We start from the raw sequence: 21251 nt of genomic DNA, 5'->3' as shown, positions 1-21251 counted from the left end.
GGTCATGGACACCGCCGTCAGCGGAAGCCTTCCGAACACCCCGGCTCTCGGCCTGGTCACCATCGGCCAGGCCCCGCGCACCGATCTGCGCCCGGACGCCGAACCGCTGCTGCCGGGCGTACGCCTGGTCGAACACGGCGCGCTCGACGACGACCGCTTCGACGGCGACGCGGAGGACGCGACCCGCCGGCTGCTGGCCCCCGAGCCCGGCGAGGCGCCCCTGGTCTCCCGGCTGCGGGACGGCCGCTCCGTACTGCTCGGGCACACCGCGCTGGTCCCGAGGATGACCGAGGCGGTGGCCCGCGCGGAGCGGGACGGCGCCGCCGCCACCCTCGTCCTGTGCACGGGCCGCTTCCCCGCCGTCACGTCCACCCGGCCGCTGCTGTTCGCCGAGCCACTGGTGCAGCGTGCCGTAGCGGCCCTGGTCGGGACCGAACCGGTGGGGATCGTCTGCCCGCACCCCGACCAGGCCGAGGACGTGGCCCGCCGCTGGTCGGAGGTGCTGCCCGGGCCGGTACGTGCCGCCGGGGCCAACCCGTACGCGGCACCGGAACAGGCTCTCGCCGAGGTCGCCGACGCCGCGCGTGCGCTCGCCGCCGACGGCGCTTCCTGGCTCGTTCTGGACTGCATCGGCTACACCGAGGAGATGCGGCGCGCGGCGGCGCGGGCGGCGGCCCGCCCCGTACTGCTGGCGCGGGCGGTGGCGGTACGGATGGCCGCGGAGGCCGTGGCCGCCTTCGGCTGACAGCCGCCCCGAGGCCCCGTCCGCACCGCCATGGCCACCGCGAAGGACCTCCATGGCCACCGCGAAGGCCAGGACCGTCGTCGTACCAGCTCAAGGAGTGACCGCGTATGCAGCCCGTCCCGTCGCCCAGGGAGTCCGCGTCGCCCGTCGGCATCATCCGGGTCCTCACCAGCGACGATCCGACGGCGGTCGGGGAACACGGCCGCCTCCTCGAACGGCGCTACGGCTTCCCGGCCTTCTCCCGGTGCATCCCCGGGCAGCCGTACGGCATCCACGACGAGGAATCCGAGCGCCGCGCCGAGCCGAAGATCGTGGCCCTGGCCCGCGAGATGGCGGCCGAGGGCGCCGGCACCCTCATCATCAGTTGCGCGGCCGACCCGGCGCTCGAACAGGCCCGGGCTGCCGTGGACATACCCGTGATCGGGGCCGGCGCGGCGGCGGCCGCGGTGTCGCTCGGCCTCGGCACCCGCGTCGGGGTCCTGGGCATCACCGACGAGGCGCCGCCCGGGACGCGCGCGATTCTCGGCGACCGCTTCGCCGGTGCCGTACGCCCGCGTGAGGTGCGCCGTACGACCGACCTCCGCGCGCCCCACGGCGAAGCGGCGGTCCTGGAAGCGGCGGCCGGCCTGGTCGCGTCGGGAGCGGACACCCTGCTGCTGGCCTGCACCGGTCTGACCACGATCGGCGTCCGTCCCCGGCTCGAAGAACGCCTGGGGGTCCCGGTCGTCGACGCGGTGCTCGCCGCGGGCCTGATGGCCTCGTACACCCGCACCTCCTGAGCCGCCGCCCGCGGGAGGCCCCGGGCGTACCGGAGCCACCCCGGGTGACGGGGTGGCTCGGCCGCCGCCCCCGCGGGCCGGCGAACGGTGGTCAGGGCCGGGGCCGAGGACCTCGCCGCCCGGACGTGCCCGCCTTGCGTCTACTCGCAGCCGACGCCGTCCCCGTCCCGGTCGAGGTGGGGACCGTAGCCGGGGTCGCCGGCGTGGACGGGGGCGGCACCTGCGGCTCGGGCCGCCGTGCAGTTCTTGTAGTACACGGAGCCGCCACCGCCGGAGCCGGAGCCGCTCGACCCGGAGCCGGTGTCGTCGTTGTCGGCCGCCGGTGCGACGGTCACCTTGACGGTCTTCGTCTCCGTGACGGTGGGAGCCGGTTCTGGGCTCGCGGTGACGGTCTCGGTGACCGCCGGTGCGGGCGCGGCGGTTTCGGTGGCCGTTGCCGTGACCGTGGCCCGGGGCGCGCTTCTCACCTCTGCCGCCTTCTCCGCCTGGGCCGGATCGTCGGCGGCGCCGATGCCGGCGCCTATGAAGAGGAGGAGGCCGGCGGCCGGGAGCAACACCCGCTTCCGCGTCCACTTCGGCCGGCGCCCGGGCGGTTCGGGTGTCACATAGGGGCGGGGGCCGGTGGGCTCGGGCGGCTGCCCCCAAGGCGGTGGCTGCGGCGGCGGATTGTGCGACATGGGTCCCCCTGAGGTAGTTCGTGAAGCGACGACCGTAACGAGGGAAGGCGGTGACCTGTGACAGGTATGCACAGGTAGTGATGAAGTTGTGACTATCGGGTGGAGGGGGAGTGGTGCCGGGGTGGGTGGTTCACGTCGTCGAGTGGGCGCCGATCGTGCGTAGTAAGCGCTCTCTTACTCTGGTGTGATGGACTCGGAACCGTCCTTCGAGGACGCCTACTTCGACTACTGCCCCTGGGATTTCGCCCGCCACGCCTCCGCCGCGCAACGCGCCGCGCAGGCCGCGCGTCAGCGGCGTCTGTCCGACGCGGGGGCGAGGTTCGGGCCGCGTTGTTTCGTCTCCGCCGCCGCCGGTGTGTTCCCGGACGGCCTGGCCCTGGGGGAGGGCTCCTACATCGCCGGGCACGCCTATGTCACCGGCGAGGTGGCGACCGGCGCCGACTGCACCGTCAATCCGTACGCCACCGTCCGTGGACGGGTCACCATGGGCGACGGTGTGCGGATCGGTGCGCACAGCTCCCTGCTCGGCTTCAACCACGGCTTCGCCCCCGACGAGCCCGTGCACCGGCAGCCCCTGAGCAGCAAGGGGATCACCGTCGGCGACGACGTGTGGATCGGGTCGAACGTCGTGGTGCTGGACGGGGTGACGATCGGCGACCACTGTGTGGTGGGCGCCGGCTCCGTCGTCACCAAGGACCTGGTGCCGTGGACGATCGCCGCGGGCAACCCGGCCCGGCCGATGCGCGACCGGCGTGCTCCCGGCGCGCCGCGTGGCGGGGCTCCGTCAGGTGGTACGGGGGACGCCGTCGCCCGCTTCGCCGACCGGGCGCGCGCGCAGGCCGCCGAGGTCGTCGAGCGCTGCTGGAACGCCGGCACCGGCCGGTACGCCGACCGTCCTGGCGCCCCCGCGACCGTCCGCGCGCACTGCGACGCCGTCGAGGTCACCGACCTGCTGCTGGGTACGCCCCCCGGCCACCTGACCGCCGCCGAGCACGCCGAACGGCTGCGCGCCCTCCAGGACCCCGTCAGCGGGCTGGTCCCCGAGCTGGCTTCCGACGGCACACCCGGTGCGCTGCCCGCGCCCGCCCACGACGGATGGATCGAGGACGGCCACGCCGAGTACCACGTCCTGGCGGTGGGGTACGCCCTGGAACTGCTGGACTCCCGTTTCGCCCACCCCGTCCACGCGGCGGGACGCATGACGCCCGGTCAGCTCGTCGCCCGGCTGGAGGAACTGCCGTGGCGGACCCGGGCCTGGTCGGCCGGCGCATGGGTGGACTGCTGGGCGACCGCCGCCCACCGCAACCTCACGTGGAACGCGGGCGCGCCCGCCGCGTTGGAGACACTGTTCGGCTGGCTCACCACACGGGTGGATCCGTGGACCGGGATGTGGGGCGGGGTGGCTTCGCCGGCCGAGGGGCGGCTGCAACTGGTCAACGGCTACTACCGCCTCACCCGCGGCTCCTACGCGCAGTTCGGACTGGCGGTGCCGTACGCGGAGCGGGTCGTGGACACCATACTGGACCACGGCCGCGATCCGCGCTGGTTCACGGCGGGCCGGGAGAACGCCTGCAATGTGCTGGACGTCGCGCATCCGTTGTGGCTCGCCGGGCGGCAGACCGGACACCGGGCCACCGAGGTACGGGCCTGGGCCGAGGAGCGGTTGACGCGTGCGCTGGGGCGCTGGCGGGACGGGGCCGGTTTCGGCTTCGGGCCCGCGGGCGAGGGGGGTGCGGGCCCCGGCCGGGAGCCGGGGTTGCAGGGTACGGAGATGTGGCTGGCCATCGTCTGGCTGCTGGCCGATCTGGTCGGGGTCGCGGACCGGCTGGGCTACCGGCCGCGCGGCGTCCACCGCCCGGAACCGGCCGCGCGGCCCTGGCGCGGCTGACAGCCGTCGGCCGGCGGCCCGGCTGCCGGCCGACAGACCACACCGACAGACCACACCGACAGACCACACCCGCGGTCCAGACCCGCGGTCCAGACCGGCAGCCCTCCGTGGTCAGGAGCCGTCGGGGTGCAGGACCACCTTCGTCCAGCCGTCGTCGCGGGCGTCGAAGTGCCGGTAGCCCTCGGGTGCCTGGTCGAGCGGGAGTTCGTGGGAGACGATCCAGGACGGCTTGGCCTTGCCCTGCTGGATCAGGTCGCAGAGCTGACGGTTGTACGCCTTGACGTTGGCCTGTCCGTTGCCCACGGACTGGCCCTTGGTCCAGAACAGGCCGTAGTCGAAGGCGACTTCGCCGTCCTGGTAGAGCTTGTCCGGGCTGCCCGGGTCTTCCGGTACGAAGACACCGACCACGCCGATGGAGCCCGTGAACTTCACCGAGTGCACCAAGTTGTTCAGTGTGAGGTTGGGGTGTTCCCTGCCCTGCGGATCGTGTGCCTGGTAGCCCACGCACTCACAGCCGCGGTCCGCCCCGCGCCCGTTGGTGTGTTCGTTGATCTGGTCGACGGGCGACCCCTCGGACTCGTTGACCGGGATCGCCCCGATCTCCTCGGCCAGTGCCAGGCGGTCCGGATGGTGGTCGACGACCATGACCTTGGCCGCGCTCTTCAGGGTCGCCGACAGGGCGGCCATCAGGCCGACAGGACCGGCACCGTAGACCACCACGGTGTCACCGGGCCGCACCTTCGCGAGTTCCGTGCAGTGCCAACCGGTGGGAAAGACGTCGGAGAGCATGACGTAGTCGTTCTGCTTCTCCCGGGCCTCCTCCGGCAGGACGAGGCAGTTGTGGTCGCCGTACGGCACCCGCAGCAACTCCGCCTGCCCGCCGCTGTAGGGGCCCATGGACGCGAAGCCGTACGCCGCGCCGGCCATCGTCGGGTCGACGGGGGTCGTCAGGCAGAACGCGGTCAGCCCCTGCTCGCAGTTACGGCAGAAACCGCAGCTTATGTTGAACGGCAGACAGACCGGATCGCCGACCCGTACCCGGTCCACCCCCTCGCCGACCGCGACGACCTCGCCCATGTTCTCGTGGCCGAAGACGCGGCCCTGCTCGAAGTCGGTGCGTCCCTCGTACATGTGCAGATCGGAACCGCAGATGTTCGTCGAGGTGATCTTCACCAGCACGTCCGTGGGCCGCTCGATACGGGCGTCCGGCATGTCCTTGACCGTCACCGAGCGCGGCCCTTCGTACACCAATGCCTTCATGGCCTGATCCCTTCGCCGCCGCAGCGAGGGGAGCCGGTCCTTGGTGTTCCGGCAGCCGGGTCCCGGCAACGGACAGCAGTTGGTGAGGTGCGTACGTAAACCGCCACACGCCACGGGTCTGCTCACGCGGGCGGCGACCGCCCGGGGCCGTTCCCCGGCCCAGCGGTCCGGCGGGCGTGCTCCGTTCCGCCGGTGGCGGCCGTGGCGCGGTGGTGCCCGCGCCACGGAGGCCCGGAGGCGGAAGCTCTCGCCCTGCCCTCCACCCTCCCACGGGGAATCCGTCTGTCAAACGGGGCGAGGGAAGCGGCCGGTCCCGGCCGGGAGGAACTTCCGGCCGGGACGGAGGCGTTCCTCCAGCGGTAAGCCCGCGCCGGCCCGGCGCGGCCGGTCCGGTTCCGTGCTGTCCGACAACTCGGCCCGGCGCGAACGGAGTCGGAGAACCGCCACCCCGCCGCCGCGCACGTCAGGTGCGGCGCGCCGCTTTCCGGTCCCCGGGCCCGGCCGCTCCGGTCAGCGGATGGCTGAAGCCCTGTTCCGAGATCAGCCGCGCCGCCTCGGCCAGGTCGGCCGCGAACCGCTCGACCGCCTCGTAAGGGAAGCGCTGGCTCGGACCGCTCAGGGAGAGCGAGGCGATCACGGCTCCCGACCGGCCGGTGACCGGTACGGCCACGGCGGTCAGCCCGTCGTCCCACTCCCCGCTGCTCACCGCGTATCCACGGCGCCGCGCCTCCCGTGCCGTCGTGCGCAGCGCCGCCACGGCGGGTTCACCGTCCGGGGAGGCGAGGGCGATGCGCCGCAGCAGCGCGTCCGGGGCGTCCCCGAGGAGGATCTTCGAGGAGGCGCCGGCCCACAGCGGCTGCTGGTCGCCCACCTCGATCACATGGCGCAGCGGATGCGGGCTCTCCTCGTGCGCGACACACACCCGGTGCAGATCGTGGGCGACGAAGAGATTGACCGACTCCCGGGTCCGGTCCGCGAGGTCGCGCATCAGATCGCGGGTCTCCCGTGTGACCTCCCACTGGCCGCGCGCGAGATGCGCCCACCGCCACAGCCCGGGCCCCGCGGTGTAGCCGCCCGCCGCGGACCACAGCAGCCCGCTCTGTTCCAGTGTGTGGACCAGGCGCAGCACCGTCGTCTTCGGCAGCCCGGTGGCCTCGGTGATCTCCCGCAGCGAGACGACCGGGCGGTCCTCCGTCAGCAGGGTGAGGATGTCCAGGGCCCGCCGGACACTGCGCACCCCCGCGCCGCCGGCGTCCCGTTCACCGTCGGACCGACCGGTCCCGTCGTCCACCGTCACCGTCTCCACGCTCCCGTCGTACCGCGTCCCCCGCACCTTATCGCCGGGTGAGCGGCACCCTTGCCGGTCCCGTACCCGCGCCGTACGCTCCGCACGGCGGACCGGTTTGATCCGCAGAGTGGACCATTGGAGGTTGTCGTGCGCAAGTCCATCGCCACCGTCTCGCTGAGCGGCTCGCTCGGTGAGAAGCTCGCCGCCGCCGCTCGCGCGGGCTTCGACGGCGTCGAGATCTTCGAGAACGACCTGCTCGCCTCCCCGCTCGCGCCGGAAGAGGTACGGGACCGCGCGGCGGACCTGGGCCTGACCATCGACCTGTACCAGCCGATGCGCGACGTCGAGGCCGTCCCCGCGGAGCTGTTCGCGCGCAACCTGCGGCGCGCCGGGCGGAAGTTCGACGTCATGCGGCGGCTCGGCACGGACACGCTGCTGGTCTGCTCCAGCGTCTCCCCGTACGCCGAGGACGACGACGCGCTCGCCGCCGCCCAGCTCCACGCCCTCGCGGAACGGGCGCGGGAGGCCGGTGTCAGGATCGCCTACGAGGCGCTGGCCTGGGGGCGCCACGTCTCCACGTACGACCACGCCTGGCGGATCGTGGCGGCGGCCGGCCACCCGTCGCTCGGGGTCTGCCTCGACAGTTTCCACATCCTGTCCCGGGGCTCCGACCTGACCGGCGTCGCGGACATCCCCGGCGAGAAGATCTTCTTCCTCCAGCTCGCCGACGCTCCGCTGATGGCGATGGACGTCCTCCAGTGGAGCCGCCACTATCGCTGCTTCCCGGGGCAGGGCGGGTTCGATGTCGCCGGACTGGTCCGCCAGGCGGTCAGCGCCGGATACGCGGGGCCGCTCTCGCTGGAGGTCTTCAACGATGTCTTCCGGCAGGCGGAGGCGGGCTCCACGGCCGTGGACGCGCTGCGCTCGCTGATCGCCCTGGAGGACGCCGCCGGGATCGCCGGGCTGCCAGGACCCGTGGTCCCCTCCGGCTTCGCCTTCGCCGAGCTGGCCACCCCCGACCCCGGGCCGGTCGGGGAGCTGCTGGGCGCCCTCGGCTTCGCCCGGACCGGAAGGCACGGCACCAAGCCGGTGGAACTGTGGACCCAGGGCGGGGCGCGGGTCCTGCTGAACACCGCGGCGGGCGGCCGGCGCGCGTCCACCGCGCTCGCCGCGATCGGCCTGGAGACCCCCGACCCGGGTGGGGCCGCCCGGCGGGCCGAGGCGCTGCTCGCACCGGTCCTGCCGCGCCGCCGCGCGGCCGGCGACGTACCGCTGGACGCGGTCGCGGCCCCCGACGGCACCGCACTCTTCTTCTGCGCCACCGGCCGCACCGGACTGCCCGACTGGACCGGAGACTTCCCCGCGGTGCCCGCCCGGGGCGCGGCGCGGGGGACCGGGATCGGCCACGTCGACCATGTGGCGCTCACCCAGCCGTGGCACCAGTACGACGAGGCGGTCCTGTTCCACCGCACCGTGCTCGGCCTGAGCCCGCACGACAGCGTCGAGATCGCCGACCCGTACGGCCTGTTCCGCAGCCGCGCGCTGACCGGCGGCGCGGGGGAGGCGCGGCTCGTCCTCAACCTCGCCCCCGTACCGACCGGTGACACCGGACGCGCCCAGCACCTCGCGTTCGCCACGGACGACATCACCGCCACGGCCGCACGGGTACGGGAGCGGGGCGCCGCGCTGCTGGCCATCCCGGCCAACTACTACGACGACCTCGACGCCCGCTTCACCTTCGCCCCCGGCGAGCTGGACGCCTACCGCGACCTGGGCATCCTCTACGACCGCGACGAACAGGGCGGGGAGTTCCGGCACTTCTACACGGCGTCGACCGGCCGGATCTTCTTCGAGGTGGTCCAGCGCACCGGCGGTTACCAGGGGTACGGCGCGGCCAACGCCCCCGTCCGGCTGGCGGCACAGGGCGCGGCGGACCACTGAGCGGACCGATACGGACCGCAAGATGGATCACTGAGCGGACCGCAGGACGGACCGGCTCCCCGCCCGCGTCCGCCCTAGACCTCGCCGTTCTCCTGATGGAGGATCTGCTCCGCCCAGATCGTCTTGCCCGTCGGGTTGTGCCGGCTGCCCCAGCGCTGCGTGAGCTGGGCGACCAGCAGCAGCCCCCGGCCGCCCTCGTCGAAGGCGCGTGCCCGGCGCAGGTGGGGGACGGTCGTACTGGAGTCGGAGACCTCGCAGATCAGCGACAGGTCGTGGATCAGCCGGAGCTGGATCGGCGGCGCGGCGTGCCGGATGGCGTTGGTGACCAGTTCGCTGGTGATGAGTTCGGTCGCGAACGTCGCGTCCTCCAGCCGCCAGTCCCTGAGCTGCTTCGTGACGTAGCCACGGGTTTTGGCCACTTCGGCGGGATCGGCGGGCACGTCCCAGGTGGCCACGTGCGCGGTGTCCAGCACCTTCGTACGGGCCAGCAGCAGCGCCACGTCGTCCGGCGCGCCACGGTCCGGCAGCAGCGCGCTCAGCACCGTCCCGCAGGCCGCCTCCAGCGAGACGGCGGGGCGCGCCAGGATCTCGGCGAGCAGCCGGCGCCCCTCGTCGGCGTCACGGTCCCCGCTGCCCATCAGACCGTCGGTGTACAGCGCGAGCACGGTGCCTTCCGGCAGTTCGAAGTCGACGGACTCGAAGGGCAGCCCGCCGACCCCGAGCGGGGGTCCGACCGGCAGCTCGACGGGGTAGGCCAGACCGTCAGGGGTGACCACCACGGGCGGCGGATGGCCCGCTCCCGCCAGGGTGCAGCGCCGCGAGATCGGGTCGTACACCGCGTACAGACAGGTGGCACCCACCTCGCCCGAGGTCTGTTCGGCGCCCGCGTCGTCGGAGAGCCGGATCACGAGATCGTCGAGATGGGTGAGGAGTTCGTCCGGTGGCAGATCGACATCGGCGAGGGTGCGCACCGCCGTACGGAGCCGGCCCATCGTGGCGGACGCCTGGATGCCGTGCCCCACCACGTCGCCCACCACCAGCGCGACCCGCGCGCCGGAGAGCGGGATCACGTCGAACCAGTCCCCGCCGACCCCGGGGTGCGGGGAGGCCGGCAGATAGCGGGAGGCGATCTCCACGGCGTTCGCGCGGGGCAGATGGTGCGGCAGCAGACTGCGCTGGAGCGCGAGCGAGGTGTTCTGCTCCCGGGTGAAGCGTCGCGCGTTGTCGATGCACACCGCCGCCCGCGCGGTGATCTCCTCCGCCAGTAGCACATCGTCGGGGGCGAACGGCGCGGCCCCCACGAACCGGGAGAAGACCACCACACCGAGCGTCGTACCGCGCGCCAGGACCGGTACGGCCATCACCCAGTGGAAGCCGTGCTCCCTGGCGTACGCGGCGCGTTCGGGGATCTGGCCGGCCCAGCGGCGCATGGTCGGATCGGTCATCACGTTCAGGACGGGGCGGCCCGACGCCAGACTGGCCGCCAGGGGAGTGAAGTCCGGATAGACCTGTACGTCTCCCACCTTCACCCAGGGGGCGGAAGGGCCCTTGTCCGTACGCGAGCGGTGCGCCACCCTGCGCAGCGGCACGGGGCCGGTGACCGGGCCCGGTGGCGGCTCCGCGCCCGTGTCGAGATGCTCCAGCAGGTCGACGCTGACGAAGTCCGCGAGGTGCGGCACGCACACGTCGGCCAGCTCCCACGCGGTCCGGTTCACGTCCAGGGTGGTGCCGATGCGGACGCTCGCGCTGTTGAGCAGCAGCAGCCGCTGCCGGGCCAGGACCTCCTCGGTGACATCGTGCGCGGCCAGGCACACACCCCGCACCCGCCCCTCCTCGTCGCACAGCGGCGCGAGCCGGGCGGACCAGGAGTGCTCCTCGGCCTCGCCGCCGGTCCGCATGTAGGTACGGGCGTCGATCGCGGTGCCGGTGGTCAGCACCTCGCGCATCTGGTCCTCCAGCTCACCGCTCTGCGGCTTGCCGCCGATCTCGGAGAGGCGCAGACCGCGGACCTCGTCCTCCGGGAGCCCGATGACCCCGCTCATCGCCTCGTTCACCCGGCGCAGCCGCAGCCGGGTGTCGTACACGGCGACGGCGCACGGGCACTGGTCGAACGCCCAGCGGCTCAGCTCGACGTCCTCGGCCACCGCCTCCGTACCGCTCACCGCGGACACCAGCAGCCAGCCGCCCGGGGAGCGGTCGGTCGGGTCCTGCCGGTGGGCCAGCACCCGGACGTCCAGCGGACGGCCGTCCCGGTGGCGCAGGGTGACCGTGCCGTTCCAGCGCGGCGCGCCGCCGTCGGGCAGCAGCCCGGCCGGCAGGCCCTCCTCGGGCAGCCCGTCCGCCAGCAGCATCCCTGCCCCGCGCCCCACGGTCTCCGACTCCGCGTACCCCAGCAGCCGCTCCGCGCCCTCGCTCCACGAGGTGAGCACACCCCGCTCGTCCACCGTGGCCCTGGCCGTGGCGGCGCCGTCGAGCGGGCCCCCGGGCCGGTCACCGGGGCCGGAGGGAGGGCTGCCTTGGCGCGTCATCGTCAACCGTCCCGCGTTCGCCGCACTGCCCCCACACGCGGCTCGGCGCCACGCCGTACGGAACCACGTCCCCAGCGTGGTGCACACGGGGCTCCCCAACAACCGGGGCTGCTCCTTAAGAAGGGCGAAGGGAGGGTGGGACGAGGGAGAACGGGGAAAACTGATGGAAAGGAAGGGTTCATCCCGAGTTGTAGCCTTGAGCCTCTGGGCTGCCCGTGGTGGTCCGGAAGCCTGAGGCGAAGCCCGTCGGGGAGCGAAACACGATGGATGACACGCGCGGAGCGGCATTCTGGCAGGCGCTGTCGTTCACCCAGTCCGCTCTGCCGATGGCGGTGTACGACGCCGACCTGCGGCTGCTCCACGCGAACGACCGCATGGGCCGGATCACCGGCCGCACGGAGGCCCAGATGCGCGGCCTCCGCTCGGGCTTCCTGCCGTACGACGGCACCGGCGACGGTACGGCCGGCGTCGACCACGCGGCCGCCGTCGACCACGCGACCGGCGTCGACCGTACCGCCGACGGGGTCGGTGCACCGGCACCGGCACCGGACGGCAAGGTCGAAATGGCCATGCGGCGGGTGCTGCGCACGGGCGAGGCCGAGTCCCTGCAGACCGTCCGCCGAGCCCCCGGCGAGCCGCACGCCCGCTCCTGGGCCCTCTCCCTCTCCCCGCTCAGGGACACGGCGGGACGGGTGTACGCCCTCGCCGTGACCGGCTTCGAGAACAGCGCGCAGCGCAGGGCGCGCGCGAGCCTCGCCCTGCTCAACGAGGCCAGCATGCTGATCGGCACCACCCTGGACGTCAGCCGCACCGCCCAGGAGCTGGCGAGCACCCCGCTCCCCGCCTTCGCCGACTTCATCAGCGTCGACCTCCTGGACTCCGTACTGCACGGCGAGGAACCGGGCCCGGGGCCGGTCTCCGGCGACATCCGGCTGCGCCGTGTCGCCCACGCGTCCGCCCAGTACCCGGACGCGCCCGAGGCCGCGGTCGCCGTCGGGGACGTCGACAGCTACCCCGAGTTCTCGCCCCCGGCCCGCTGTCTCGCGACCGGCCGCGCCGTGCTCACCGGCCCAGGGGACCAGGCGTACACCGACTGGATGGCGCGCGATCCCCGGCGCAGCGCCAAGACCGGCGACTTCGGGGCCCAGTCGCTCGTGGCCGCGCCGCTGGTCGCCCGGGGCAACGTCCTGGGCGCGGCGCTCTTCACCCGGCGCCTGCACCCGGAGCCCTTCACCGACGAGGATCTCGCGCTCGCCGAGCAGTTGGCGGCCAGAGCGGCGATCTGCATCGACAACGCCCGCCGCTACACCCGCGAGCGCTCCACCGCCGTCGCCCTCCAGCGCAGCCTGCTGCCGCGCGGGCTGCCCGCGCAGTCGGCCGTCGAGGTCGCCACGCGCTACCGCCCGGCCGACTCCCGGCACGGGGTCGGCGGCGACTGGTTCGACGTCATCCCGCTGGCCGGCTCCCGGGCCGCGCTGGTGGTGGGGGACGTCGTCGGGCACGGCATCCACGCGTCCGCCACCATGGGCCGCCTCCGTACGGCGGTGCGCACGCTCGCCGACATCGACCTGCCGCCGGACGAGCTCCTCACCCACCTCGACGACGTGGTCGTACGGCTCGCCTCGGAGAACTCCGGGGGCGGCGTGGGCCCGGACGGCGCCCCCGCCACCGACGAGTACACCGGCGCGAGTTGTCTGTACGCGGTCTACGACCCGGTCTCCCGCCGCTGCTGCGCGGCCAGGGCCGGCCACCCGCCGCCCGCGCTCGCCACCCCCGACGGCGTGGCGCGCCTGCTCGACCTGCCGGCGGGACCACCGCTCGGCCTGGGCGGTCTGCCGTTCGAGTCCGCCGAGTTCGACATTCCCGTGGGCAGCACGCTCGCCCTCTACACCGACGGGCTGATCGAGTCCCACGAGCACGGCGCCCGCACCGGCAGGGGGATGGACACGGCCCCCGGCTCCGGCGTCGACGGTCTCTGCGCGATCCTCGCCGCGCCGTCCCCGTCGCTGGAGGCCACCTGCGACACCGTCCTCGACAAGCTGCTGCCGCCGTCCCGTACCGACGACGTCGCCCTGCTGCTCGCCCGCACCCGGGCTCTCGACGCAGATCAGGTCGTGACCTGGGAACTGGCCGCGGAGCCCGCGCTCGTCGCCGAGGTGCGCGAGCGCGTCGCCGGCCAACTGGCCGTGTGGGGACTCGAAGAGCTGACCTTCACCACCGAACTGGTCATCAGCGAGCTGTTCACCAACGCGATCCTGCACGGGCGGGGCCCGGTCCAGCTCCGGCTGATCCGCGACCGTACCCTCCTGTGCGAGGTCGCCGACACCAGCACCTCCGCCCCGCATCTGCGCCGGGCCCGGATCTACGACGAGGGCGGGCGCGGGCTGCTGCTGGTGGCCCGGCTCACCCAGCGCTGGGGCAGCCGCCAGATCCCCGGCGGCAAGGCGATCTGGGCGGAGCAGCCCCTCCCGGCACCCTGACGCGCCGGTACGCGGCCTCGCCCGGGGGTCCGGTCGCCGGGCCCCTCAGGCGTCCTCCCGCTCCCGGTGGAAACCGAGCCCTCCCGGCACCTGGAAGGTCGGCAGGATCTCGATGTGCCCGATGTTGACGTGGGGCGGCGCGCCGATCGCGTACGCGACGGCGTCGGCGATGTCCGCGGGCTCCAGGCACTCGTAGCCCTCGTAGTAGAGGCGCCGGGCCTCCTCCATGTCGCCGAGCAGCCGCCCGAAGATCTCGGTCTCGACCCGTCCCGGGCAGATCTCGGTGACCCGGACCCGTCTGCCGAACACGTCGATCCTGAGCTGGCGGGAGAGCGTGTGCACGGCGGACTTGGTGGCGTGGTAGACCGTGTTGCCGGCGAAGTTGTAGACCCCGGCGATCGAGCTGACGTTGACGACATGGCCGAGGTCCCGCTCCACCATGCCGGGCACGAGCAGCCGTACGAGATGGAGCACGGCCCGGAGGTTCACCGCGACCTGCTCGTCCACGGCGAACGCGTCGGCGGTCAGTACGGTGCCGGTGCGGGAGACCCCGGCGTTGTTGACGAGCACGTCGACGTCGATCCCCGCCACCGCCCCGGCCAGCGCGTCGGTGTCCGTGATGTCCACGGCGTGCGGTACACAGCCGGTACGGGCGGCGAGCGCGGCGAGCCGGTCCGTGTCGCGCGCCACGGCGTGTACCTGGAGCCCCTGCCGCGCGAGGTGTTCGACGACGACGGCGCCGATCCCGGTCGACGCGCCGGTCACCAGCGCGGTCCTGTACTCCGAAAAGGTCATGGCGGGTCTTCTCTCCTCATGCCGGGGGGTGCGGGGTCCGGGGCCGTGCGTGGCCGTGCGGGTCACCGGTCGCGCAGCGGGGTGTGGGCGGTCTCGCGGATGGTGAGCACCGCGAGGAAGGTGCCGAGCGCGGTGGCGACGACGTAGTAGGCGGGGACGCGGGTGTCGCCCGTCAGCCCGATGAGCCAGGTCATCAGGAAGGGGGCGGAACCGCCGAAGAGCGCGGCGGAGATGTTGTAGCCGAATCCGTAGGCGAAGTAGCGGACCCGGGTCGGGAACAGCTCGACGAGCAGGATGTGGATCACCCCGGTATGCCCGGCGAAGATCACCGCCAGCAGGACGGCGCCGAGGACGGCCGGGGCCATGGCCCCCTGGACGAGCAGCAGGTAGCACGGGTATCCGAGGACGGCCATGGCCAGCGCGGAGCCCCCGACGACCGCACGCCGCCCGAACCGGTCGGAGAGCCGGCCGGCGTACGGGATGGCGGCGCTGACCGCCACGAGGGAGCACGCGGTGACGACCAGGCCCCGCACCGTGCCGAAGTGCAGCTCCGCGGTGAGATAGGTCGGCATGTACACGAACAGCACGTAGTAGCCCGAGCCGTTGAGCAGCGGGATGACCACGGCGAGCAGGACCGCCCTGCGGTGGACGGGGTCCGAGAACGCCTCGCGCAGCGGGTTACGGGAGAGCCCGTGCGCCGCCCTGAGCCGCTCGAAGCGCGGGGTGTCCTTGATCCGGTTACGGATGTAGAAGCCGATGGCGCCCATCGGGACGGCCAGCAGGAACGGGATCCGCCACCCCCAGGACCGCAGGGCGTCCTCGCTCAGCGTGGCGTTGAGGAGGGCGGCGGTGAGCGTGCCGGCGAGCAGCGCGGTGAAGGAGGCGATCTGGGCGTAGCTGGTGAGCCTGCCGCGCCGTCCCTCGGGCGCGTACTCGGCGAGGAGGGTGATGGCGCCCGCCGCCTCGCCGCCGACCGAGAAGCCCTGGGCGAAGCGCAGCAGCATCAGCAGGGCGGGCGCCGCGATCCCGATCGCCGCGTAGCCGGGGAGCAGGCCGATCGCCGCGGTGGCGGCGCTGATCAGCAGGATGACGAGGACCAGCACCCGCTGCCGTCCCGCGCGGTCGCCCAGGTATCCGCAGACCATGGCGCCGAGCGGGCGGACGAAGAAGGGGATGCCGAAGGTCAGGAAGGTGAGCAGCAGCGCCGTCCGGGCGCTCTGCTCCGGGAAGAAGACCATGGCGAGGGTGGAGGCGAGGAACCCGTACACCCCGTTGTCGTACAGCTCGACGAAGACGCCGACGCACCCCGCGAGGGTGACGCGCCGGACGGTGGCGGGGTCCGGCCCCTGCACGGGCGGGCCGGCGGCGGTGGCCATGCTTCCTCCGGGTCAGGACGGCCCCGCCCCGGGCCGGAACGGCCTCCGCCGTCGGCGGCGCGGGCCACCGCGACGGCGGCCGGCGGGCCCCGTGACTCGGCGCCCGCGGGGCATTGTGCCGCCCGCGACGCCCGGCGGCGGGCTCCGGAGCCCCGCGCCGCCGATATCCGCCCGGTCGCGCGCCCCGGCCCCGCCGGACCACGTCAGCCGGCCCGGCTCATTCCTCCAGAGCCGCGGCGACCACCGCCTTCGCCTCCTCCTGGACCCGGCCGAGATGGGCGGCGCCGAGGAAGGACTCCGCGTAGATCTTGTAGACGTCCTCGGTGCCGGAGGGGCGGGCGGCGAACCAGGCGTTCTCCGTGGCCACCTTGATGCCGCCGATCGGCGCGCCGTTGCCGGGAGCCTCGGTGAGCACCTCCGTGACCGCTTCCCCGGCGAGGGTGTCCGCGGTGACCTGCTCCGGCGAGAGCTTGGCGAGCACCGCCTTCTCGGCCGGGGTGGCGGGCGCGTCGATCCGGGCGTACGCGGGCTCCCCGAACCGCTCGGTGAGCGCGGCGTACTGCTCCGAGGGAGTCTTCCCGGTCACCGCGAGGATCTCGGAGGCGAGCAGCGCCAGGATGATGCCGTCCTTGTCGGTGGTCCACACCGAGCCGTCGCGGCGCAGGAACGACGCACCGGCCGACTCCTCCCCGCCGAACCCGAGCGATCCGCCGGCCAGTCCGTCCACGAACCACTTGAAGCCGACGGGCACCTCGACCAGCGGCCGGCCGAGGTCCGCGGCGACCCGGTCGATCATCCCCGACGACACCAGCGTCTTGCCGATTCCGGCGCCCGCCGGCCACTGCTCGCGGTGGGCGTAGAGGTAGGAGATCGCGGTCGCGAGGTAGTGGTTGGGGTTCATCAGCCCGCCCTCCGCGGTGACGATGCCGTGCCGGTCCGCGTCGGCGTCGTTGCCCGTCGCGATCGCGAACCGGTCGCGCCGCTCGATCAGCGAGGCCATCGCGTACGGCGACGAGCAGTCCATCCGGATCTTCCCGTCCCAGTCCAGCGTCATGAACCGCCAGGTCGGATCGGTCAGCGGGTTGACCACGGTCAGGTCGAGCCGGTGCTCCTCGGCGATCCGGCCCCAGTACGCGACCGACGCGCCGCCCAGCGGGTCCGCGCCGATCCGTACCCCCGCCGCGCGCACCGCGTCCAGGTCGAGCACGGACGGCAGGTCGTCCACGTACGTACCGAGGAAGTCGTACCGCCCGGTGCCGGGGGCGGCCAGGGCGCGCCGGTACGGCAGCCTGAGTACGTCCTTGAGGCCGCCCGCGATGATGTCGTTGGCGCGGTCCTGGATCCAGTTGGTCGCCTCGGACCCGGCCGGACCGCCGCTCGGCGGGTTGTACTTGAAACCGCCGTCGGCGGGCGGGTTGTGGGACGGGGTGACCACCACGCCGTCCGCGAGCCCCGCGGTACGGCCGCGGTTGTGCCTGAGGATCGCGTGCGAGACCGCCGGGGTGGGGGTGTAGCCGTCGGCGCTGTCGATCAGCACGGTCACGGAGTTGGCCGCGAACACCTCGACGGCGGTCACCCGGGCGGGCTCGGAGAGCGCGTGGGTGTCCGCGCCGAGGAAGAGCGGCCCGTCGGTGCCCTGGAGGGACCGGTACTCGCAGATCGCCTGGCTGGTCGCGGCGATGTGGTCCTCGTTGAACGCGGTGGCGAGGGACGAACCGCGGTGCCCCGACGTCCCGAACGCGACGCGCTGGCCCGGCTCCTGCGGGTCGGGGTGCAGCGCGTAGTACGCGGTCACCAGCTTGGCGACATCGATGAGGTCCTCCGGCCGGGCCGGCTGTCCCGCTCGTTCGTGCGGCATCTGCCCACTCCTCCAGATCGGTCGGTCGTTTCGTCGGTTCATCTTCGCGGGTCGCCGCCGTGCCCGGTGACCGCCCCGCCGGACGGACCGTCAGGCCGCCGGGCCACGCCGGGCCACGCCGGGCCACGCCGGTCGCGCCGGTCCTGTCCTTGGTCCGGTCCGGTCAGTCCGGGGTGGCCGTGGACGCGCGCACCATCAGCTCCGGGGTGAACCGGCGCGACCGGGCCGGGCGCCCCTCGACCATCCCCACCAGCGCGGTCGCCGCCCGCTCTCCCATGACGCGCATCGGAGAGCGTACGGACGTGAGCGGGATGGGCAGTTGGGCCGAGAGCGGTACGTCGTTGAAGCCCGCCACCGCGACATCCCGCCCCGGCACCAGACCGGCGGCGCGCAGCGCGCCCATGACCCCGATCGCGGCGAAGTCGTTGACCGCGAAGACCGCCGTGGGGCGGGGCTCGGCGGCCAGCAGCCGGTGCGCGGCGCGCTCGCCGCCGTGCACGTCGAACGGCGCGTTGACGACCAGCGCCGGGTCCACCGGCACCCCCGCCCTCGCGTACGCGTCGGTGAAGCCCTTCGTCCGCTCGACCCCGGTCGAGGCGTACGGCTCGCCCGCCACGACCGCCACCCTGCGGTGCCCCAGCGACAGCAGATGCTCCGCCACCAGACGCCCGCCCACGATGTCGTCACAGGTGAAGGACGTGACCCCGCGCAGCCGCCGGGAGACCAGCGCCACCGGCACCCCGCGCGTGACCAGTTCGGAGGCGAGCGTCGTGTCGCCGCGCGCGTCCCCGAGGAGCAGCCCGTCGACCCGCAGGGCCAGCAGCCGCTCGACCTTGGCCCGCTGGACCGCCGGATCGTCCCCGGTGTTGGCGACGACGGCCTGGTACCCGGCCGCCGCCGCGCCCGCCTCGATGCCCTCGTAGACCGTGGCCAGCACGATGTCCGTGAGCCGGGGGACCAGCACACCCAGCAGTCGTGAACGGCCGGTCCGCAGGCTGGAGGCGGCCGGGTTCACGACATAGCCGAGCCGTCTCGCGGACTCCCGTACGCGGTCGGCGGTGGCGGCCCCCACCCCGGCTCCGTCGCGCAGCGCGCGGGACGCGGTGGACTGGTGCACACCCGCGTCGGCGGCCACATCGGCCAGGGTCACACCGTTCTCGCCCGGGTCGCGGCCGGCTGCGGGCTGTCGTATCAAGGCCGTGGTCCTCGTTCCTGTGCTGCTGGTGGGTGACGGGGCCGCTGGTGGGTGACGGGCCGGTCGCGGCCCGTCATGGCGCAGGTCCGCCGGGCCGGGTGAGCGTGTTTCCGGAGCCATCATCTTCCATGAGGATCCGATCAGGGGGGTTGCCCTCCGGGGTGAGTGTGGAGCATGGTTGCGCAATCGTTCTCGCAATCGATTGTGGAGCCTCGTATGCAGCTTCGTCTCATCGGCACGGGTGGCACCATCGCCAGCCGCTCCACGCCCACCGGGAGAGTCGCCTCCGTCACGGTGAAGGAGCTGCTGGACACCGCGCGCGCCTTCCCCGTACCGGAGAGTGCCGAGGTGACCTGCGCGGAACTGGGCCTGCGGGCCAGCTTCTCGCTCGGTCTGCCCGACCTCGCCGACCTCGCCGCAGCCGTCGGGGAGAGCCTGCGCGAGGGGGCCGACGCGGTGGTCATCACGCACGGAACGGACTCCCTGGAGGAGACCGCCTTCGCGCTCTCCCTCGTCCACGCGGACGACCGCCCCATCGTGCTCACCGGCGCGCAGCGGCCCGCGGACGACCCGGCGGCCGACGGGCCGCGCAATCTCGCCACCGCCCTGACCTGGGCCGCCCACCCCGCGGCCCGCGGCCATGGCGTCAGCGCGGTCTTCGACGGCGCGGTCTGGCCCGCGATCGGACTGCGCAAGACCGACACCCTGGCGCCCGCCGCCTTCGGCGCACCGGGCCGGGGGCCCGTCGCCCGGGTGGACGACGGCCGGGTCCGGCTGATCGGCCGGCCGCCCCGCCCCGCCCCGCTGATCAGCGCCGACGACCTCGGCCGGCTGCCCCGGGTGGACATCGTCCCGCTCTACGTCGGCTGTGACACCGCGCTGCTCGACGCGGCGGTGGCCGCGGGCGCGCGCGGCGTGGTCCTGTGCGCCTTCGGGGCGGGCAACGCCCCGCCGGACATCACCGAGGCCGTCGCGCGGCTGGTGGCGGACGGCGTCGCGGTCGCCGTCGCCAGCCGGGTGCCGGCCGGGGCCACCTCGGCGGCGTACGGCGCGGGCGGCGGCGCCGACCTGCTGCGGGCCGGCGCGGTCTTCGCCGCCGATCTCTCCCCGTGGCATCTGCGGCTGCTCCTGGCCGCCGCGCTGCACCGGGGAGCGGGGCGGGGGCCCGCGGGCGCCGCCGCGCGGATCCGTGACTGGCTCGCCGACGCGGGGCACCACGAGAGCGGTCCCCACGGAACGGGTCCCCACGACCCCGCGCACCACGGCGGCTGACCGCCGGCCGGGCGCGCCTCCCCCAGGGGCGGCCGGCTTCCCCGTACACCACCGGCAGACACCCGTACTCGTACCAGCACAGCACAGCACCAGACCAGCACACCAGCCAGTACATGTGGAGGAGAAGCGACATGGCGAAAGAGATCCTGGTTGCCTACGGCGTCGACGTCGACGCGGTGGGCGGTTGGCTCGGCTCGTACGGGGGAGAGGACTCCCCCTGCGACATCTCGCGCGGCCTGTTCGCGGGCGAGGTGGGCGTGCCCCGGATGCTGGAGCTGTTCCGGCGCCGGGAGATGACCATGACCTGGTTCTGGCCGGGGCACTCGATCGAGACGTTCCCCGAGGAGTTCGAGGCGTGTACGGCCGCCGGTCACGAGATCGGGGTGCACGGCTACAGCCACGAGAACCCGATCGCGATGAGCCGGACGCAGGAGTCCGACATCCTCGACCACTGCATCGACCTCATCACCACCCGCACCGGGCGGCGGCCCACCGGCTATGTCGCCCCCTGGTGGGAGTTCTCCCCGGTCACCAACGAACTCCTGCTGGAGCGGGGCATCGCGTACGACCACTCCCTGATGCACCGCGACTTCGAGCCGTACTACGTACGGGTCGGCGACAGCTGGTCGAAGATCGACTACGACCGTCCGGCGGCGGAGTGGATGAAGCCGCTGGAACGGGGCGAGGAGACCGGCCTGGTGGAGATCCCCGCCAACTGGTACCTCGACGACCTGCCTCCGATGATGTTCGTCAAGGCCAGCCCCAACAGCCACGGTTTCGTCAGCCCCCGCGATCTCGAACAGATGTGGCGCGACCAGTTCGACTGGGTCTACCGAGAGAACGACTACGCCGTCTTCACCATGACCGTGCACCCCGACGTGTCAGGACGGCCGCAGAACCTGCTGATGCACGAGCGGCTGATCGACCACATCAACAGCCACGAGGGCGTCCGCTGGGTCACCTTCGACGAGATCGCCACGGACTTCGTCCGCCGCCGTCCCCGCGGCTGACACCGCTCCGTCCCCCTCCCGAACCCGCTCCCCGCACCGTCCCGCTCCCCGTGGTGGCCGCCGCCCTCCGTGCCCCGGCCGCCCGCACGGCGCCGGCCCCGTCCCCGGGCCGGCGCCGGGGACCGGCCCCCGTCCCGGACCCGGCACCCGCGCCGTGAG

At 73.6% G+C, this 21251-nt stretch carries 15 protein-coding genes; 7 read left to right on the top strand and 8 right to left on the bottom strand.

Annotated features, from left to right (window positions below):
* The first annotated feature begins 4 nt into the window (after window positions 1-4).
* The gene (locus tag ACFXPL_RS08735) at window positions 5-745 is read left to right on the top strand and encodes an AroM family protein (RefSeq protein ID WP_384914723.1); all 741 of its coding nucleotides are present in this window, start codon (window positions 5-7) and stop codon (window positions 743-745) included.
* Window positions 746-852: 107 nt separating this feature from the next.
* The gene (locus tag ACFXPL_RS08730; RefSeq protein WP_384914721.1) at window positions 853-1524 is read left to right on the top strand and encodes an aspartate/glutamate racemase family protein; all 672 of its coding nucleotides are present in this window, start codon (window positions 853-855) and stop codon (window positions 1522-1524) included.
* 140 nt (window positions 1525-1664) lie between these two features.
* Here the strand turns inward: ACFXPL_RS08730 and ACFXPL_RS08725 are convergent, their stop codons facing one another.
* Complete coding sequence (locus tag ACFXPL_RS08725; protein ID WP_384914718.1) at window positions 1665-2201, bottom strand: excalibur calcium-binding domain-containing protein; 537 nt, start codon at window positions 2199-2201, stop codon at window positions 1665-1667.
* A gap of 187 nt (window positions 2202-2388) precedes the next feature.
* Here ACFXPL_RS08725 and ACFXPL_RS08720 point away from each other — a divergent pair, with 187 nt between their 5' ends.
* Window positions 2389-4089 carry an acyltransferase gene (locus ACFXPL_RS08720; protein ID WP_384914715.1) on the top strand — a complete coding sequence of 567 codons (1701 nt, stop codon included), beginning with the start codon at window positions 2389-2391 and terminating at the stop codon, window positions 4087-4089.
* Window positions 4090-4200: 111 nt separating this feature from the next.
* On the opposite strand, the gene ACFXPL_RS08715 is transcribed toward ACFXPL_RS08720, so the two are convergent.
* Window positions 4201-5349 (bottom strand): glutathione-independent formaldehyde dehydrogenase, encoded by a 1149-nt coding sequence (locus ACFXPL_RS08715; protein ID WP_384914713.1) that lies wholly within the window; start codon window positions 5347-5349, stop codon window positions 4201-4203.
* Window positions 5350-5812: 463 nt separating this feature from the next.
* Window positions 5813-6655 (bottom strand): IclR family transcriptional regulator, encoded by an 843-nt coding sequence (locus ACFXPL_RS08710; RefSeq protein ID WP_384914710.1) that lies wholly within the window; start codon window positions 6653-6655, stop codon window positions 5813-5815.
* A gap of 129 nt (window positions 6656-6784) precedes the next feature.
* On the opposite strand from ACFXPL_RS08710, the gene ACFXPL_RS08705 reads away from it, so the two are divergent.
* Window positions 6785-8578, top strand: a complete 1794-nt coding sequence (locus ACFXPL_RS08705; RefSeq protein ID WP_384914707.1) for a bifunctional sugar phosphate isomerase/epimerase/4-hydroxyphenylpyruvate dioxygenase family protein — start codon at window positions 6785-6787, stop codon at window positions 8576-8578.
* Window positions 8579-8652: 74 nt separating this feature from the next.
* On the opposite strand, the gene ACFXPL_RS08700 is transcribed toward ACFXPL_RS08705, so the two are convergent.
* Window positions 8653-11106: a SpoIIE family protein phosphatase gene (locus tag ACFXPL_RS08700; protein ID WP_384914705.1), complete on the bottom strand. Its 2454-nt coding sequence runs from the start codon at window positions 11104-11106 to the stop codon at window positions 8653-8655.
* Between the two features lie 263 nt (window positions 11107-11369).
* Here ACFXPL_RS08700 and ACFXPL_RS08695 point away from each other — a divergent pair, with 263 nt between their 5' ends.
* Window positions 11370-13586: a SpoIIE family protein phosphatase gene (locus tag ACFXPL_RS08695; RefSeq protein ID WP_384914702.1), complete on the top strand. Its 2217-nt coding sequence runs from the start codon at window positions 11370-11372 to the stop codon at window positions 13584-13586.
* A 45-nt stretch (window positions 13587-13631) separates the two neighbouring features.
* Here ACFXPL_RS08695 and ACFXPL_RS08690 read toward each other — a convergent pair whose 3' ends face one another.
* The 4 genes from ACFXPL_RS08690 to ACFXPL_RS08675 all read right to left on the bottom strand — a co-directional run bounded on the left by ACFXPL_RS08690 (window position 13632) and on the right by ACFXPL_RS08675 (window position 18810).
* Window positions 13632-14381 carry an SDR family oxidoreductase gene (locus tag ACFXPL_RS08690; protein WP_384914699.1) on the bottom strand — a complete coding sequence of 250 codons (750 nt, stop codon included), beginning with the start codon at window positions 14379-14381 and terminating at the stop codon, window positions 13632-13634.
* Window positions 14382-14443: 62 nt separating this feature from the next.
* Window positions 14444-15757: an MFS transporter gene (locus ACFXPL_RS08685; RefSeq protein ID WP_384914695.1), complete on the bottom strand. Its 1314-nt coding sequence runs from the start codon at window positions 15755-15757 to the stop codon at window positions 14444-14446.
* A 217-nt stretch (window positions 15758-15974) separates the two neighbouring features.
* A complete protein-coding gene (pgm, locus tag ACFXPL_RS08680; RefSeq protein WP_384914691.1) occupies window positions 15975-17615 on the bottom strand; it encodes a phosphoglucomutase (alpha-D-glucose-1,6-bisphosphate-dependent) in 1641 nt (546 codons plus the stop codon).
* Window positions 17616-17778: 163 nt separating this feature from the next.
* Complete coding sequence (locus ACFXPL_RS08675; RefSeq protein WP_384914688.1) at window positions 17779-18810, bottom strand: LacI family DNA-binding transcriptional regulator; 1032 nt, start codon at window positions 18808-18810, stop codon at window positions 17779-17781.
* 216 nt (window positions 18811-19026) lie between these two features.
* Between ACFXPL_RS08675 and ACFXPL_RS08670 the strand changes: the two genes are divergently transcribed.
* Together ACFXPL_RS08670 and ACFXPL_RS08665 are read left to right on the top strand one after the other, a co-directional pair.
* Window positions 19027-20082 carry an asparaginase gene (locus tag ACFXPL_RS08670; RefSeq protein WP_384914685.1) on the top strand — a complete coding sequence of 352 codons (1056 nt, stop codon included), beginning with the start codon at window positions 19027-19029 and terminating at the stop codon, window positions 20080-20082.
* 131 nt (window positions 20083-20213) lie between these two features.
* Entirely contained in the window at window positions 20214-21092 is an 879-nt protein-coding gene (locus ACFXPL_RS08665; protein WP_384914682.1) for a polysaccharide deacetylase, read from the top strand.
* Window positions 21093-21251 lie beyond the last annotated feature (159 nt).

This window comes from Streptomyces sp. NPDC059092, assembly GCF_042756365.1.
GTDB lineage: Bacteria > Actinomycetota > Actinomycetes > Streptomycetales > Streptomycetaceae > Streptomyces.
The sequence above is the reverse complement of the archived record's forward strand: the minus strand, read 5'-3'. Positions and strand labels throughout refer to the sequence as shown.